Below are 15555 nucleotides of genomic sequence, written 5' to 3'. Positions count from 1 at the left end.
CGCCACCTTCCCCCCCCCGGCGCAGCCCGGCCCCCCCCCACCCCCCCCCCCCCGCCCCCCCCCCCCCCCCCCCCCCCCCCCCCCCCGCGGGCAGCGGCCCGGTGGACACCCACCCCCCGCCCAACACCCCCGAGGGTGTGGAGCGGGGGGGTGGAGTCAGTCGCCGGGGGTGGGGCGCAGCTCGCGCACCCGCAGGGTGCGCAGGCGGTTCAGGGCGGCGGCCACCTCGTGGGGGCGCGGCACCGCCACGTCGGCGCTCGCCCCGCCCGTCCACCCCTCCACCGGGCCGGCCAGGTCCGCCGCCAGCAGCTCCAGCGCCGCCGCCAGCGTGCGCCGGCCGTCCAGGTGACCGGCCGCGACGAGGTGGTCCACCGCGTACCCGGCACCGGCGACCTGCGAGGCGTCGGTGAACTGCCGCACCGCCCGCACGTCCACCTCCTGCTCGCCGAACAGCAGCGCGTCCGCGCCGCGCGCGCCGACCCTGCGCCGATCGTGCACCCGCGGGTCCAGCGGGCCCGGCTCCGGCACCCGGTGCCGCACCGGCGGGAACCCCGTCGCCTCCACCGCCCGGCCCGTCGGCCGCGCCGCGACCTCCCGGGCCCGCTCGGTGACGTCCTCGCAGCAGAAGGCCCGCATCAGCAGCACCCGGTCGGCGACGTCGAGGAAGTCGCCGGAGGCGCCCACCACCAGCACCGTCGACACCCCGTGCTCCGCGTGCAGCGAGCGGACCAGGTCCACGAACGGGTTCAACGGCTCGGCGTCCTTGGCCACCAGCGCCTGCATCCGCGCGTCGCGCACCATGAGGTTCGTCGCCGCGGTGTCCTCGTCCACCAGCAGCAACCGGCCGCCCGCCTCCACGGCCTCCACGACCGCCGCGGCCTGCGAGGTGGAACCGGAGGCGTCGGCGGTGGTGAAGTCGCGCGGGTCCAGCCCGCCGGGCAGGCCGGTGACGAACGCCCCCACGTCCACCCGGGTCACCGCGCGCCCGTCCTCGGCGCGCACCGCCGCGGCGTCCGCGACCGTGACGACCAGCTCGCGCCCGTCGCCGGGCACGTGGTCGTGCACGCCCGCCACCAGGGCGGACAGCAGCGTCGACTTGCCGTGGAAACCGCCGCCGACGACGACCGTGACACCCTCCGGCACGCCCATCCCCGTGACCGTCCCGCGGTGCGGCAGCTCCACCGCCACGCGCAGCGGCGGCGGGCTGGTGAACGGCACCGCGTCCAGCGCCGGGCGCGGGTCCACCCCGCTGCGCCGCGGCAGGACCGCGCCGTCGGCCACGAACGCCACCAGGTCCAGCTGCGGCAACCGCGAGCGCAGCACCGCCGCGTCCTCCACGGCGTCGACGAAACCACGCACCTCGTCCTCGTCCAGCGCCAGCAGCGCCGAGCGCACCAGCTCCGGCAGCGCCCCCGCCAGGTCGCGCGCGGCGGTGCGCCCGTCGACGCGCCGGCGCGGGCCGGGCAGGTGGTAGCCGAACCGGAGCACCGCCGAGCCGTCCGCGGCGACCTCGCAGCTGCTGCGCTGCAGCACCTCCTGCCCACCGGCGTCCACGCGGAACGTGCCGCCCGCCGCGTCGCGGGCCCGGCGCGCCAGGTACCCGGCCAGGGCCCGCCGGCGCGCGGGGACGTCCAGCCCCAGCGGCGCGAACCCCGCCGCACGGGCGTCCACCCGCACCTCGCAGCGGCTCGGCGGCGCGAACGGGTCGGCCTGCGAGCGCACCAGGGAGAACGTCGCGCCCGGCAGCAGCGGCCAGCGGCGCCCGGTCAGCGACCGGTAGCGGGCGTACGGGCCGTCGTGCAGGTGGTGCAGCGCAGCGGCGAGGTCGTCGGCGGCTGCACCGGTGGCGGGTGCGGGGGTGTCGCGCGGGGGCTCGGAGGGGCGGTGGCGGGGCACGTCCCCGACCCTACGAGCGGCGCGCTACCCGGCCAGGGCGCCGGGGGCCGGCTCGGACGCCAGGTCCGCGGCCCACAGGTCCGGGCCGAACACCTCGTACTGCACGTCGCGGGCCGGCACCCCCCGGTCCAGCAGGGCGCTGCGCACCGCGCGCATGAAGGGGATCGGCCCGCACAGGTAGTACAGGGCGTCGTCGGGCAGGTCCACGTCGGCCAGGTCCACGAACCCCTCGTGGACGCCGGCGACGGGCAGGTCCTCGCCGCCGCCCCGCTCGAACCAGACGTGGGCGGAGGCGCCCGGCAGCGCGGCGACGTCGGCGAGCACCTGCTCGCGCAGCGCGAAGGAGTCCGGGCGGGCGTCGGCGTGCAGCAGCAGCACCCGCAGGCCCGACCCGGCGGCGGCCAGGTGCGAGAGCATCCCGGCCATCGGGGTGATGCCGATGCCGGCGCTGGCGAACACCACCGGGCGCCCGGAGTCGTCCAGGACGACGTCGCCGAACGGCAGCGACAGGGTCAGCTCGTCACCGACCCGCACGGACTCGCACAGCACCGTGGACACCTCGCCGTCCGGCTTGCCGCCGCCGTGCACGCGCTTGACGGAGAACTGCCGGTGCCGGCCGTCGTCGGCGCGCGTGAGGCTGTACTGCCGCGGCTGGCGCGTGCCGTCGGGCGTGCGCACCTGCACGCTGACGTACTGCCCGGGCAGGGACGTCTTGACGAGGCGGTCGTCGGCGCGCTCGACCACGAACGTCACCACGTCGTCGGTCTCGCGCACCCTCTGCGCCACCCGCCAGGGCCGCCACACCGTCTCCGGGCGCACGCCGCGCGCGCTGTACAGGCCGCGCTCCTGGTGGATCAGCGCGTACGCCATCAGCCAGTACACCTCGTCCCAGGCCGCGGCGACCTCCGGCGTGACCGCGTCGCCGAGGACGTCGCCGATGGCCCGGAAGAGGTGCTCGTGCACGACGTCGTACTGCTCGGGGCGCAGGCCCAGCGAGGCGTGCTTGTGCGCGATGCGCGACAGCAGCTGCTCGGGCAGCTGCTCGGGGGTGCGCATCAGGGAGCTGGCGAAGACGGCGACCGAGCCGGCCAGCGCCACCTGCTGGGTGCCCTGGGCCTGGTTGCCGCGGTTGAACGTGCCGTCGAGCAGTTCGGGGTGGGCGGCGAACATGTGCCGGTAGAAGAGCTGGGCGATCTGCTGGATGTTGTCGGCGACCACGGGCAGGGTCGCCTCGATGACGGGTCGGGACCGGTCGGAGAGCACGGGGTTCCTCCTTCGGGGACGGGCGTCGACGCCTGCACCGCACCACAGCCGCGCACGCCGTGCGAACGGGCCCGTGTCGCCCCCTGCCCCCCCGACCCGCCCCCTCACCTGTGGTGATCTTGCACGGGTGAGCCTTCAACCGTGCATGATCACCACGGGGTGGGGGTGGGGCGGTCAGGTGTGCGGCGAGCGGGCGCGGAGGACGTCCTCCAGGGTGCGGGGCGGGTGGCCGGTCAGGCGCTGCACGACGTCGCTGACCACGTCCAGCTCGCCGGCGGCGATCGCGGTGTACGTGCTGACCCAGCCGTCCACCTCCCACGCCGGTGCCCCGAACCCGGCGCGCGAGGCGTACGCCTCCTCGACGCTCTCCTGCACGTACCGCACGGGCTCGCCCGTGACGCGGGTGATCGTGGCCGCCACCTCCTCCAGGGTGAGGGCCTGCGCACCGGTGACGTCGTAGGTGCGCCCGGCGTGCGAGTCGTCCAGCAGCGCGGCCACCGCCACCTCGGCGACGTCGTCGCGGGCCACCGCCGCCACCCGGCCGCTGCCCGCGGGACCGCGCAGCGCACCGGCGGTGACGAACTCGGGCAGCACGTCCAGGTAGAAGGAGTCGCGCAGCACCGTCGCCTGCAGGCCGGCCGCGGTCAGCAGCTCCTCGGTGGCGGCGTGGTCGCGGCCGAAGGTGAAGGTGCAGTCCGGCGCCGCGCCCAGGAACGAGGTGTAGACCACGCGGCGCACGCCGGCCGCGGCGGCGGCCTCCACGGCGCTGCGGTGCAGCTGCACCCGGCCGGCGTCCTCGGAGGCCGAGACCAGCAGCAGCACGTCCACCCCGTCCAGCGCGTGCCGCAGCGCCCCGCCGTCGGCGTAGGACGCCACCCGCACGTCGGCGCCGGGCAGGTCCGGGGCGCGGGAGGCGTCGCGCACCACCAGCCGCTGCGGCAACCCCGCCGCCGCCAGGGCGCGCGCCACGCGCCCGCCGACGTGCCCGCTCGCACCCGTCACCCCGATGAGTCCCACGGGAGAAGCCTGCGGCCGCGCGGCGCGGACGGCACCCGGACACGACGAAGGCCCCGGTCGATACCGACCGGGGCCTTCACCCTGTGCGCGAGGGGGGAGTTGAACCCCCACGCCCTTTCGGGCACACGGACCTGAACCGTGCGCGTCTGCCTATTCCGCCACTCGCGCAGACATGAAGACCTTAGCAGGTCCACGAGGCCTCCACGGACGCCCCCGCTCTCCCGACGGGGGCGGCGGGCCCCGCGCGGCTACGATGCGGGAGCCGGATCAGCAGGGGTCACCAGGAGGGGGGCGGCGCGTGGGAGTGCTCGACCGGTTCGAGCGCGGGGTCGAACGAGCCGTCAACGGCGTCTTCGCCCGCGCCTTCCGCAGCGACGTGCAGCCCGTGGAGGTCGCCAGCGCCCTGCGCCGCGAGCTCGACGACCGCGCCGCCGTCCTGGCGCGCGGGCGCACCCTGGTGCCCAACAGCTTCATCGTGGAGCTCGGCCGCTCCGACCACGACAAGATCGCCTCCTGGCAGGACACGCTGGCCGACGAGCTCGTCGCGGCCGTCACCCAGCACGCCGAGAAGCAGCGCTACTCCTTCGTGGGCCCCGTGCGGGTCGACTTCCACGAGTCCGGTGACCTGGAGACCGGCGTCTTCCGCGTCCTGAGCTCCACCGTCAAGGGGCGCGTCGCACCGGCCACCACCAGCACCTCCACCGCCGGCCGCCCGCAGCTGGAGGTCGACGGGCGCGGGTACGTGCTCACCGAGGCCGTCACCGTGCTCGGGCGCGGCTCCGAGGCCGACGTCGTCGTGGACGACCCCGGCGTCTCCCGCCGCCACGCCGAGGTCCGCGTCAGCGCCTCCGGCGCGCGCCTGGTCGACCTCGGCTCCACCAACGGCACCTTCGTCGACGGCGAGCGCGTGTCCTCCACCGACCTGTTCGACGGCACCACGATCACCCTCGGGCGCACCCGCGCGGTCTACCGCGCCCCGCGCCGCGACGAGGGCTGGACCTGAGGAGCCCGTGAGCGAGCTCACCCTGACCGCGCTGCGGCTCGGCCTGCTGGCCCTGCTGTGGCTGTTCGTGCTCGCCGTCGTCGGCGTGCTCCGCACCGACCTGCTCGGCACGCGCGTCACCGCGCGGCGCACCGAGCGCGAGCCCCGCCGCCGCAGGCGCGAGGAGGCGGCCCCGCAGGCCCCGCGCCGCGAGCGCGCCACCCTCGTCGTGGTGGAGGGGTCGCTGCGCGGCACCACCATCGCGCTGGGCCAGGCGCCGGTGCTCATCGGCCGCGGCGCCGACTGCACCCTCGTGCTGGACGACGAGTACGCCTCCACTCGCCACGTGCGCATCAGCCCCGCCGGGGACGGCGCAGGCTGGCTCGTGGAGGACCTGCAGTCCACCAACGGCAGCTACCTCGGCCGCGACCGCCTGAGCGCCCCCGTCCCCTTCGAGCCCGGCACACCGCTGCGCATCGGGCGGACCGTGCTCGAACTGCGGAGGTGAGCGGACCGTGGCCATCGCCCTGCGCTACGCCGCCCGCTCCGACGTTGGACTGGTGCGCTCCACCAACCAGGACTCCGGGTACGCCGGACCGCACCTGCTCGTCGTCGCCGACGGCATGGGCGGGCACGCCGGCGGCGACGTGGCGTCCTCGCTGGCCGTCGGGGAGCTGGCGAGCCTGGACGGCGAGTCCCACGGCAGCGACGACGCCGCCGAGCACCTGCACCACGCGCTGGAGGCCGCCAACGAGCAGCTGCGGCGCAGGGTGGCCGACGAGCCGGAGCTGTCCGGCATGGGCACCACCGTCACCGCGGTGCTGCGCGCCGGCTCGCGGCTGGTGCTGGCGCACATCGGCGACTCCCGCGGCTACCTGCTGCGCGACGGGCGGCTGACCCAGCTCACCCGCGACCACAGCTACGTGCAGTCGCTCATCGACGAGGGCCGCATCAGCGCCGAGGAGGCCGAGCGGCACCCCCAGCGCTCGGTGATCATGCGGGTGCTCACGGGGCGCGACGAGGACACCGCGGACGTCTCGGTGCGCGAGGCGCGCCCCGGCGACCGGTACCTGCTGTGCTCGGACGGGCTGTCCGGCGTGGTCAGCGCCGAGACCCTCGAGCAGACCCTCGCCGCCGGCGAGGCCCCCGACGCCACCTGCGAGCGCCTCGTGGAGCTGGCGCTGCGCGGCGGCGGCCCGGACAACGTCTCCTGCGTCGTCGCCGACGTCGTGGAGATCGGCGGCGGTCCCCCGCCGTCGACGACCCCGCAGGTGGTGGGGGCGGCCGCCTTCCACCGCCCGCGCCGCTCCAGCGCCTCCGGCACCCCCGCCGCGCGGGCCGCGGCGCTGCGCGCGGCGGACGACGACGACCAGGAGGACGACGATCCCGGCGCGGGCGCGCACGTGGACGAGGCGCGCCGGCGGCGCGTGCGCCGCCGCTGGATCGCCGGGCCCCTGCTGCTGGTGGTGCTGCTGGCCGCCGGGGCGTGGGGCGGCTGGCGCTGGAGCCAGCAGCAGTACTTCGTGGGCGTGGACGGCTCCCGCGTGGCCGTGTTCCAGGGGCTGACGCAGGACATCGGCCCGGTGAGCACCTCGCACGTCCTCGAGCGCACCGACGTCGCCGTGGACGACCTGCCCCGCACGTACGCCGCGCTGGTCACCGGGCGCATCAGCGCCTCCGGCCTCGACGACGCCCGCGAGACCGTGGAGAACCTGCAGGAGATCGCGGCCGACTGCCGGGCCGCGGCGCAGGAGCCCACCGCCTCGCCCACCGCGGGGCCGACGAGCACCACCACGCCCACCACCACGACCGCCGCCGCACTGGCGGCGGCGACGAGCGCACCGGGAGCGCCCACCACCACCGGCACACCGGGTGCGACGCCCACGGGCGAGGCGCCCGCCGAGGACTGCGGAGGGGTCGGCTGATGGCCACCGTCCTGCCCGTGTACCCGACCACGCGGCGCAACGTGGAGCTCGCGCTCGTCGTGGCGGCCGTGCTCATCGCGTGCGGCGCGTGGGCGGTGCTGGGGCTGACCGGCTCCGGCGAGCTGCCCGCGGGCCTGCTCGCGCACGGCGGGGGCCTGGGCGCCCTGGCCGTCGTGCTGCACCTGCTGCTGCGCTGGCGCGCCCCGCACGCCGACCCGGTCCTGCTGCCGGTGGCGACGCTGCTCAACGGCCTCGGCCTGGTGATGATCCACCGCCTGGACCTGGCGGAGGAGACCGCCTCCGCGTCCCGGCAGTTCGTGTGGTCGGCGCTGGGCGTGGCCGCCGCCGGGGCGGTCGTCGTCGTGCTGCGCGACCACCGCGTCCTGCGGCGGTACACCTTCACCGCGATGGTCGCCGGCCTGCTGCTGCTGCTGCTGCCGCTGGTGCCGGGGCTGGGCCGCGAGATCAACGGCGCGCGCATCTGGGTGGGGATCGGGCCGCTGTCCTTCCAGCCCGGCGAGCTCGCCAAGATCGCGCTGGCGGTGTTCTTCGCCGGCTACCTCGTCGTGCACCGCGACGCGCTGTCCCTGACGGGCCCCAAGGTGCTGTTCCTGCGCCTGCCGCGCGCCCGCGACCTGGGCCCGATCCTGCTGGCGTGGGGCGCCAGCGTCGGCGTGCTGGTGCTGCAGCGCGACCTGGGCACCTCGCTGCTGTTCTTCGGGCTGTTCGTGGCGGTGCTGTACGTGTCCACCGAGCGGGTCAGCTGGATCGTCCTGGGCCTGCTGCTGTTCGCCGCCGGGGCGGTGTTCGCCGCCACGACGATGTCGCACGTGCGCAGCCGGGTGGACATCTGGCTGCACCCCTTCGAGGCGGACAACGCCGACAGCGCCTACCAGCTGCTGCAGGGGCTGTACGGCATGGCCAACGGCGGGCTGCTGGGCACCGGCCTGGACCGGGGGCGCCCCGACATCGTGCCGTTCGCGAACTCCGACTTCATCTACGCCTCCTTCGGCGAGGAACTGGGTCTGGTGGGGCTGTTCGCCCTGCTGCTGCTGTACGGGGTGCTCGTGGAGCGGGGCCTGCGCACCGCCGTCGGGGTGCGCGACGGCTTCGGCAAGCTGCTCGCCGCGGGCCTGGCCTTCTCCGTGGCGCTGCAGGTCTTCGTCGTCGTGGGTGGCGTGACCCGCGTGATCCCGCTGACCGGTCTGACCACGCCGTTCCTGGCCGCGGGCGGCTCGTCCCTGGTCTCGAACTGGATCGTGGTGGGGCTGCTGCTGCGGGTCTCGGACCTGGCCCGCCGCCCGGCGGTGGAGGTGCGCAACGGTCCCGAGCCGGGCGACACCGGCGTGACGCAGGCGGTGCGGATCCCGTGAACCGCCCCCTGCGCAGGCTCTCCGCCGTCGTCGCCTTCCTGTTCTTCGCCCTGTTCGCGTCCACGACGTGGATCCAGTTCGTCCGCGCCGGCGAGCTCAACGCGATGCCCGGCAACAGCCGCCAGCTGTACGCCGAGTTCGGCCGCGAGCGCGGCGCGATCCTCGTGGGCGCCGGCCAGGCCATCGCCACCAGCGTGCCCGTGGACGACTCCTACGGGTTCCTGCGCCAGTACGAGGCGGGCGAGATGTACGCGCCGGTCACCGGCTACCACTCCATCCGCTACGGCACGTCCGGCATCGAGCGGGCCATGAACGACGTCCTGTCCGGCACCGCCGACGAGCTGTTCTACCGGCGCCTGTCCAGCCTGCTGACCGGTGAGGAACCGCGCGGGGCGTCGGTGACGCTGACGCTGGACCCGCAGGTGCAGCAGGCCGCGTGGGACGCCCTGGACGGGCGCAAGGGCGCCGTCGTGGCCGTCGAGCCGTCCACCGGGGACGTCCTCGCGATGGTGTCCAGCCCCAGCTACGACCCGGACGTGCTGGCCACCCACGACGGCGCGGCCGCCGAGCAGGCGTGGCAGGCGCTGGTCTCCGACGAGGACGACCCGCTGGTGAACCGGACGATCGACGCCCTGTACCCGCCGGGGTCGACGTTCAAGCTGATCACCGCGGCGGCGGCGCTGGAGAGCGGCGACTACACCACCGACACCCTCGTGGCCGGCCCGCAGGAGCTGGACCTGCCGCAGACCGAGAACACGCTGAGCAACGACGAGGGCACCGCCTGCGGGCCGAACGACCGGGTCAGCCTGCTCGACGCGCTGCGCATCTCCTGCAACACCGCCTTCGGGCAGCTCGGCCTGGACCTCGGCGCCGAGACCCTCGACGCGCAGGCGCAGGCGTTCGGCTTCGAGCAGCCCTTGTCGGTCCCGCTGTCGGTGACGCAGAGCGAGTTCCCCGAGGACGCCACCGGCCCGCTGCTGGCGTACGCCGGCATCGGGCAGGGGAACGTGCGGGTCACCCCGCTGCAGGTGGCGATGGTCTCCGCGGCCATCGCCAACGGCGGTGTGGTCATGGAGCCCAACCTCGTCGAGACGGTGCGGGAGGCGGAGAGCCTGGACGTCATCGCCGAGCCCGGCCCGCAGGAGCTGGGCCGCGCGGTGAGCGAGGACACCGCCGAGGCGCTGCAGGAGATGATGCGCGCCGTCGTGGAGTCCGGCACGGGCACGCGCGCGCAGATCGACGGCGCCGTCGTGGGCGGCAAGACCGGCACCGCGCAGCGCGGCGAGGGGCAGGTCCCCTACGCCTGGTTCACCTCGTGGGCGCGCGACGAGGAGGGCGAGAACCGCGAGGTGGCCGTCGCGGTGGTCATCGAGGACGGCGGCTCGGTGGACAGCGCCTACGGCGGACGGCTGTCGGCGCCGGTGGCGAAGCAGGTCATGCAGGCGGCCCTGGATGGCTGAGCGGGGTGGCTGAGCCGGTGGCCGAGCACGGGACGGGCGGGCACGTGGACGACGAGGGACGACGGGCACGACGGGGACGGGGAACGCAGTGACGGACGCATCGACCAGCAGCGGCGGGCAGGCTTCGCCGCGCCTGCTCGGCGGGCGCTACGAGGTCGGCGCCCTCCTCGGCCGCGGCGGCATGGCGGAGGTGCACGTGGCCCGCGACACCCGCCTCGGGCGCGCGGTCGCGGTGAAGCTGCTGCGCTCCGACCTGGCTCGCGACCCGTCGTTCCAGACCCGCTTCCGGCGCGAGGCCCAGGCCGCCGCCGGCCTGAACCACCCCTCCATCGTCGCGGTGTACGACACCGGCGCGGACCACGTCCTGGAGCACGGCGGCGCGCAGGTGGACCTGCCGTGGATCGTCATGGAGTACGTGGAGGGCCGGACGCTGCGCGACATGCTGCGCACCGACCACCCGCTGTCCACGACCGAGGCGCTGACGATCACCGAGGGCGTGCTGGGTGGGCTGGAGTACAGCCACCGCATGGGCATCGTGCACCGCGACATCAAGCCCGCCAACGTGATGATCACGCCGGCGGGCGAGGTCAAGGTGATGGACTTCGGCATCGCCCGCGCCATCAGCGACTCCTCGGCCACCCTCACGCAGACGTCGGCGGTGATGGGCACCGCGCAGTACCTGTCGCCGGAGCAGGCGCGCGGGGAGACCGTCGACGCGCGCAGCGACCTCTACTCCACCGGCTGCCTGCTGTACGAGATCCTCACCGGCCGCCCGCCGTTCACCGGCGACGCGCCCGTCGCGGTGGCCTACCAGCACGTCTCGGAGCAGCCGAAGCCGCCGAGCGCCCTGGTGCCGAGCATCCCCCCCGCCCTGGACCAGGTGGTGCTCATGGCGCTGAGCAAGGACCGCGAGCACCGGTACCAGAGCGCCGCCGACTTCGCCGACGACCTGCGCCGGGCCGTGGAGGGCCGGCCGCTGCGCGGGGCGAGCTTCGCCCCGACCAGCGCGGTGCCCCCGGTGGCGGCCACGACGACCATGCCGGCGGCCGGCCCGCCCACGGCGGCCACCCGCGTGACCCCCACCGTCCCTCCCGCGACGGCCGGGCAGGCGCCCGCGACCCCCACGGGCGCCCTGCCCCCGGTGGGCGGCGGGCAGCCGCCGGAGGAGCACCGCGGCCGGCGCTGGCCGTGGGTGCTGCTGGTCCTGGCGCTGCTGGGCGGCATCGGCGCGACGGGGTGGGCGCTGCTGGAGCGCGACGGCGGCGGGTCGGACCCGTCAGCCACGTCGTCCCCGACGGCCGTGGACGTGCCGCAGGTGGTGGGCGTCTCCCAGCAGGAGGCCGAGGACCTGCTGGCGGCCGCGCAGCTGGAGTCCGCGGTCGTGGAGGAGGCGAACGACGAGGTGGCGGCCGGCGACGTCGTCAGCAGCGACCCGGAGCCGGGGCAGTCGGCGGCCATCGGCTCCACGGTGACGCTGACGGTGTCCACCGGGCCGGCGGCGGTCACGGTGCCCGACGTGGGCGGCTCCAGCCAGAACGACGCCCGCGCGGAGCTGCGCTCGGCCGGCCTGGACCCCGGGGACGCGGAGTCCACCGACGAGGACCCCACCGCGGAGCCCGGCACCGTGGTGCGCACCGACCCCGCGGCGAACGCCAGCGTGGCGCGGGGCACCGCCGTGACCCTGTACGTGGCCAGCGGTCAGGTCGAGGTGCCGGACCTGACGGGCCTGACCCTGCAGCAGGCGCAGGACCAGCTCGACGGGCTGAACCTCAACGTCAACGCCTCCACCGACCCCGATGCGGAGGGCGAACCGGGCACGGTGGTCTCGCAGAGCCCGACGGCGGAGACCACGGTGGACGTGGACACGTCCATCGACGTGGTGCTGGCGCCGGAGGAGACCTCCTCCCCCACGCCGACCTCCAGCCCGTCGCGGACCGCCACGGCCAGCCCGACGTCCACCGCCACCACCAACCCCTCGGGCGCCGCGACGCGCGGCACCAGGGGCGGCGGCAACGGTGGCGGCAACGGCAACGGTGGCGGCAACGGCGACGGTGGCGGCAACGGCGACGGTGGCAGCAGCGACGAGGACGAGGACACCGTCGCCGGCGCCGCACCGGAGACGGAGGACGAGGAGTGAGCCGGGTCCTGCACCTGTCCGACACGCACCTGATGGCCCCCGGCGGCCGGCACGGCGGCGGACGGGTCGACACCACGGCCGTGCTGCGGCACGTGCTGGCGTCCCTGGCCGGCCTGGGCCCGCTGGACGCGGTCGTCGTCTCCGGCGACGTCTCCGACGACGGGTCGGTGCACTCCTACGAGACCGCGCGCGACCTCGTGGGCGGCTTCGCCCGCGAGCACGGCGCGGAGGTCGTCGCATTCGCGATGGGCAACCACGACCTGCCCGGCCCGTTCGGGCAGGTCCTCGGCCCGGTGCGTTCCGTGCACGACGCCGGCGGTCTGCGGCTGGTGGTGCTGGACAGCTCCGTGCCCCGGCACGGCCACGGCGTGCTCGGCGAGGAGCAGCTGACCTGGCTGCGCGGGGTGCTCGCCGACCCCGCGCCGCTGGGGTCGGTGGTGGTGGTGCACCACTCCCCGCTGCCGGCGCCGACGGTGCTGCACGAGGGGCTGAAGCTGCAGGAGCCGCAGCGGCTGCTGGACGCGCTCGCCGGCACGGACGCGCGGGCGGTGCTCAGCGGGCACTACCACCACCCGTACGTGGCGACGCTGCCCGGCGGGGTCACCGCCGTCGTGGCGCCGGGCGTGGCGAACCGCACCGACGTGCTCGTGGAGCACGGTTCCGAGCGCGCGGTGCGCGGCAGCGGTGCGTGCCTCGTGGACGTCGACGACGCGGGGGTGCGGGTGACCGTGCTGTCGGTCGCCGCGCCCGGCGACGGCGAGGAGCTGTTCGTCCTGACCCCGGACGTGGTGCAGCGGATCCTCGCCGCGGAGGGCGCCTCCGCACCCTGACCGGGGCGCCCTCCGCGGGGTGCCGGTGCGGGGGTGTCAGGACGCCGTCGGGTCCGGCGGGACCTCGCGCTGACCGGCGGCGACGTGCGAGGTGGAGTTCAGCCGGGCCTGTTCCGCAGCGGTGCGGGCGTCCGGTTCCTCCTCCTCGCTGGGCACGGAGCGGACCACCTCCTGCGCGTTGTCGTAGTCCGCCAGCGGCAGGGTGCGCAGCGCCTTGAGGACGTCCTCGCTCGCGCCGGCCGCCTGCGCGGTGGAGATCAGCTGGTCCTTGCCCGCCGGGTAGTCGGCGTCGCGGACCGCGTGCAGGACCTCGTCGTTCGTCGCCATGCCTGAGGCGTACCCGCTGCGGGCGGGAACGACACCCCCGGACCTCGGGCCGCCCACCACCGCACGTGTCGAGAGGGAGGTGTCGAACGTCTCAGGACGATCGGTAGGGGCCTTGCGGGTCACGGCGGACCCCGTGGTCGGGCTGCTGGCAGGGTGGTCCTCGTGGGAGTGCTGCGAGGGATCCGGAAGCACTTCGGGGTGGACCCGGCGCCTGTGCTGGAAGGGTTCACCAAGAGCTCGCGCGGGGTCAGGCTCCCGGTGTGCCGGCGCTGCGGTGCGCTGGTGGCCTACGAGGCCCAGCGCTCCCACTCCGAGTGGCACCGGGCGGCTCGTCCGTAGCGAGCTCGCCGCCCTCGTCGAGCTCGTGACGAAGGGTTCTCGACCGGTCGCGCTCACAGCTGGATCGCGGCAAGACCGTGAAGTCGTTTCGGCTCGCGGGGCGCCGCAGCGGGCCCTCGGTGGGTCAGGCGTGCTCGTCCTCGGCCAAGGTGGCGGCCACCAGCGCGTTGGCGTGTCCGTGACCGAGGCCGTGCTCGCTCTTGAGCCAGGTGACCAGGTCCACGTGCCGGGCCGCGGGGTGCTGGGTGCGGTGCTCGCGCAGCAGGTGCTGCCAGTGCGCGATCGGGTGTCCGTACTTGGTCTCGATCGACGGGAAGTAGGACGCCGGTCCTCTGGTGCTCTCGGGCATGAGGATCTCCTGTGGCTGGTCGCGGGTGCCGTTGACGATGAGACTGCCGGGAGCCCGCGAAGTGATCGCTGCCGGTCGAGTCGGTGTCGTCGTGAGCGGTCACGAGCGCGCCCACCGCGGGATGACCGTGAGGTTCTGAGAGGGCCGCGCCCTGCTGCGCCCCCGTGGGGGTGCGGTGGCTGGCTGGTCCCCGACGCCCGGCAGCATGGACCGATGCGGATCACGCACGAGGAGCTGACGGTCGAGTCGGCGGAAGGCATCGCCGCTGAACGCGAGGCGGCAGGCATCTGGGCCCGCGCCACCGCCGAGAGGGACCAGCTGCCCTCGGTGGCTCCGACGGAGGAAAAGCTCGCAGGCATCCAGCAGGCGCTGGCCGAGCAGGGCGCCTCGCTGCACCTGGCGCGCCGCGGCCAGCGAGCCGTCGGCTTCTGCCTCTTGATCTCCCGAGGTGAGTTCTTGGAGATCCGCTACCTCGCCACCGACCCCGAGGCGTGGGGCTCTGGTGCAGGGCGGGCGCTGCTCGAACACGTGAGCGAGCACGCCCGCCGGGCGGCGTTGCCCCGCGGTGAGCTGTGGGTCATCGCCGACAACGCGCGAGCGATCAACACCTACGAGCGGGCGGGCTGGGTGGCTACCGACGACGTCGAGGTGCGCGGGTCGGCGGGGCGTCCGGAACGTCGTTTTGTCCGGGACTTCGGCTGATCGCGCCCGTGGGAGCGAGCACGTGATCGGTGCTCATGGCACCGGTCAACTTCTACGACAGCGGGATGAGCGCGCATCCATGTCGGCGGCTACCGCTGCGGCCGTACTCAGCAGATGACCTCTACCTCCTGACCCAGCTCACGCAGCAGCACGGGCAGGTGCCGCTTCGAGGGGCGCACCAGGTGGGCGGTGCGTGCCGCCTGCAGCAACGGCAAGTCGCTGACGCTGTCGGAGTAGGCGTGATCCACAGGCAGGTCGATGCCGGCCTCGACCAGGGCCTGCACCTTCTGGTGACCGCGGGCGGGCACCGCGTGCGGCAGGCGCCAGCGGTGAGTGGTGAAAGCGCTGGCGACGACCTCGACGTCCCGCAGGCCCAACACCTGGCAGACCTCGCGCGCCAGGGGCTCGGCGCAGGCGGTGGCGATGACGACCCGGTCCCCGGCGGCCAGGTGCTCCTTCAGGCGCTGCACGGCGATGGTGATGCGCCGGCCACCGTCGGCTCCGGCGTGCTCGGCGGCGAAGTCGCGCACCAACGCCTCGAAGCGGTGCTGGTGCAGGCCCACGATGGCCGCCCAGATGACGACACGCTCGGCGTGCAGTCGGCTGGCGCGCCGAACACCGAGCAGCAACCACGCCGGTGCGGTCAGCGCCACCAGGCTCAGGCGCACCGGGGCACGGCGCAGCAGGTGCGCTAGCAGGCGGGCGAAAGAGTCGGAGGCGACCAGGGTGTCGTCCAGGTCGAAGACCACGCACTGCTGTCGAGGCACCTGGCGACCCTAGGGGGCAGCCGATCGGCCACTCGCAGATCGGCAGGACCACGCGATGTCTGCGGGATGACCGCGCGTTCGGACCCGCGGTGGACAGCGGTGCTGCAGGCGGGAGCGAACACGCCGGGGTGGGCCGTCACCGCTCGGGCGTGTCGGTGGTGGTCTGCAGCGAGACCGTCCGGCAACCT

At 75.2% G+C, this 15555-nt stretch carries 14 protein-coding genes and 1 tRNA gene; 8 read left to right on the top strand and 7 right to left on the bottom strand.

Annotated elements, in window-relative coordinates; translation table 11 throughout:
• Nucleotides 1–156 precede the first annotated feature (156 nt).
• The 4 genes from ACRYR9_RS17590 to ACRYR9_RS17575 form a co-directional block, all read right to left on the bottom strand.
• Nucleotides 157–1896 (bottom strand): P-loop domain-containing protein, encoded by a 1740-nt coding sequence (locus ACRYR9_RS17590; RefSeq protein WP_432493892.1) that lies wholly within the window; start codon nucleotides 1894–1896, stop codon nucleotides 157–159.
• 24 nt (nucleotides 1897–1920) lie between these two features.
• On the bottom strand, nucleotides 1921–3159 hold the full coding sequence (locus tag ACRYR9_RS17585) for a globin domain-containing protein (RefSeq protein ID WP_432493894.1): 1239 nt from the start codon (nucleotides 3157–3159) through the stop codon (nucleotides 1921–1923).
• A 174-nt stretch (nucleotides 3160–3333) separates the two neighbouring features.
• Complete coding sequence (locus ACRYR9_RS17580; protein WP_432493896.1) at nucleotides 3334–4176, bottom strand: SDR family oxidoreductase; 843 nt, start codon at nucleotides 4174–4176, stop codon at nucleotides 3334–3336.
• A gap of 84 nt (nucleotides 4177–4260) precedes the next feature.
• Nucleotides 4261–4344: transfer RNA gene (locus ACRYR9_RS17575), tRNA-Leu, on the bottom strand.
• A 130-nt stretch (nucleotides 4345–4474) separates the two neighbouring features.
• On the opposite strand from ACRYR9_RS17575, the gene ACRYR9_RS17570 reads away from it, so the two are divergent.
• The 7 genes from ACRYR9_RS17570 (at nucleotide 4475) to ACRYR9_RS17540 (ending at nucleotide 12883) form a co-directional block, all read left to right on the top strand.
• On the top strand, nucleotides 4475–5179 hold the full coding sequence (locus tag ACRYR9_RS17570) for an FhaA domain-containing protein (RefSeq protein ID WP_432493898.1): 705 nt from the start codon (nucleotides 4475–4477) through the stop codon (nucleotides 5177–5179).
• A gap of 7 nt (nucleotides 5180–5186) precedes the next feature.
• Nucleotides 5187–5666, top strand: coding sequence for an FHA domain-containing protein FhaB/FipA (locus tag ACRYR9_RS17565; protein WP_432493900.1), 480 nt, complete (start codon nucleotides 5187–5189; stop codon nucleotides 5664–5666).
• Between the two features lie 7 nt (nucleotides 5667–5673).
• Nucleotides 5674–7083, top strand: coding sequence for a Stp1/IreP family PP2C-type Ser/Thr phosphatase (locus ACRYR9_RS17560; protein ID WP_432493902.1), 1410 nt, complete (start codon nucleotides 5674–5676; stop codon nucleotides 7081–7083).
• Nucleotides 7083–8456, top strand: coding sequence for an FtsW/RodA/SpoVE family cell cycle protein (locus ACRYR9_RS17555; protein WP_432493904.1), 1374 nt, complete (start codon nucleotides 7083–7085; stop codon nucleotides 8454–8456). Before ACRYR9_RS17560 ends, ACRYR9_RS17555 begins: the two co-directional genes overlap by 1 nt.
• A complete protein-coding gene (locus tag ACRYR9_RS17550; RefSeq protein ID WP_432493906.1) occupies nucleotides 8453–9916 on the top strand; it encodes a peptidoglycan D,D-transpeptidase FtsI family protein in 1464 nt (487 codons plus the stop codon). The genes ACRYR9_RS17555 and ACRYR9_RS17550 overlap by 4 nt, the downstream gene beginning before the upstream one ends.
• Nucleotides 9917–10004: 88 nt before the next feature.
• Complete coding sequence (gene pknB / locus ACRYR9_RS17545) at nucleotides 10005–12053, top strand: Stk1 family PASTA domain-containing Ser/Thr kinase (RefSeq protein WP_432493908.1); 2049 nt, start codon at nucleotides 10005–10007, stop codon at nucleotides 12051–12053.
• A complete protein-coding gene (locus tag ACRYR9_RS17540; RefSeq protein WP_432493910.1) occupies nucleotides 12050–12883 on the top strand; it encodes a metallophosphoesterase family protein in 834 nt (277 codons plus the stop codon). Before pknB ends, ACRYR9_RS17540 begins: the two co-directional genes overlap by 4 nt.
• A 36-nt stretch (nucleotides 12884–12919) precedes the next feature.
• On the opposite strand, the gene ACRYR9_RS17535 is transcribed toward ACRYR9_RS17540, so the two are convergent.
• Both ACRYR9_RS17535 and ACRYR9_RS17530 read right to left on the bottom strand, forming a co-directional pair.
• Nucleotides 12920–13210: a DUF2795 domain-containing protein gene (locus tag ACRYR9_RS17535; protein WP_432493912.1), complete on the bottom strand. Its 291-nt coding sequence runs from the start codon at nucleotides 13208–13210 to the stop codon at nucleotides 12920–12922.
• A gap of 463 nt (nucleotides 13211–13673) precedes the next feature.
• Nucleotides 13674–13898 (bottom strand): DUF4287 domain-containing protein, encoded by a 225-nt coding sequence (locus tag ACRYR9_RS17530; RefSeq protein WP_432493914.1) that lies wholly within the window; start codon nucleotides 13896–13898, stop codon nucleotides 13674–13676.
• Nucleotides 13899–14111: 213 nt separating this feature from the next.
• Between ACRYR9_RS17530 and ACRYR9_RS17525 the strand changes: the two genes are divergently transcribed.
• Nucleotides 14112–14600, top strand: a complete 489-nt coding sequence (locus ACRYR9_RS17525) for a GNAT family N-acetyltransferase (RefSeq protein ID WP_432493916.1) — start codon at nucleotides 14112–14114, stop codon at nucleotides 14598–14600.
• A 107-nt stretch (nucleotides 14601–14707) separates the two neighbouring features.
• Here ACRYR9_RS17525 and ACRYR9_RS17520 read toward each other — a convergent pair whose 3' ends face one another.
• Nucleotides 14708–15367: an HAD-IB family phosphatase gene (locus tag ACRYR9_RS17520; protein WP_432493918.1), complete on the bottom strand. Its 660-nt coding sequence runs from the start codon at nucleotides 15365–15367 to the stop codon at nucleotides 14708–14710.
• Nucleotides 15368–15555: the final 188 nt, after the last annotated feature.

Origin of the sequence: Kineococcus auxinigenes (assembly GCF_050871525.1) — a bacterium.
Lineage (GTDB): Bacteria > Actinomycetota > Actinomycetes > Actinomycetales > Kineococcaceae > Kineococcus.
The sequence above is the reverse complement of the archived record's forward strand: the minus strand, read 5'-3'. Positions and strand labels throughout refer to the sequence as shown.

What these genes read in the sequence shown, in the direction of transcription:
- ACRYR9_RS17535 (WP_432493912.1), bottom strand. Translation starts at nt 13,210, where the DNA reads ATGGCGACGAACGACGAGGTCCTGCACGCGGTCCGCGACGCCGACTAC.
- ACRYR9_RS17530 (WP_432493914.1), bottom strand. Translation starts at nt 13,898, where the DNA reads ATGCCCGAGAGCACCAGAGGACCGGCGTCCTACTTCCCGTCGATCGAG.
- ACRYR9_RS17555 (WP_432493904.1), top strand. Translation starts at nt 7,083, where the DNA reads ATGGCCACCGTCCTGCCCGTGTACCCGACCACGCGGCGCAACGTGGAG.
- ACRYR9_RS17525 (WP_432493916.1), top strand. Translation starts at nt 14,112, where the DNA reads ATGCGGATCACGCACGAGGAGCTGACGGTCGAGTCGGCGGAAGGCATC.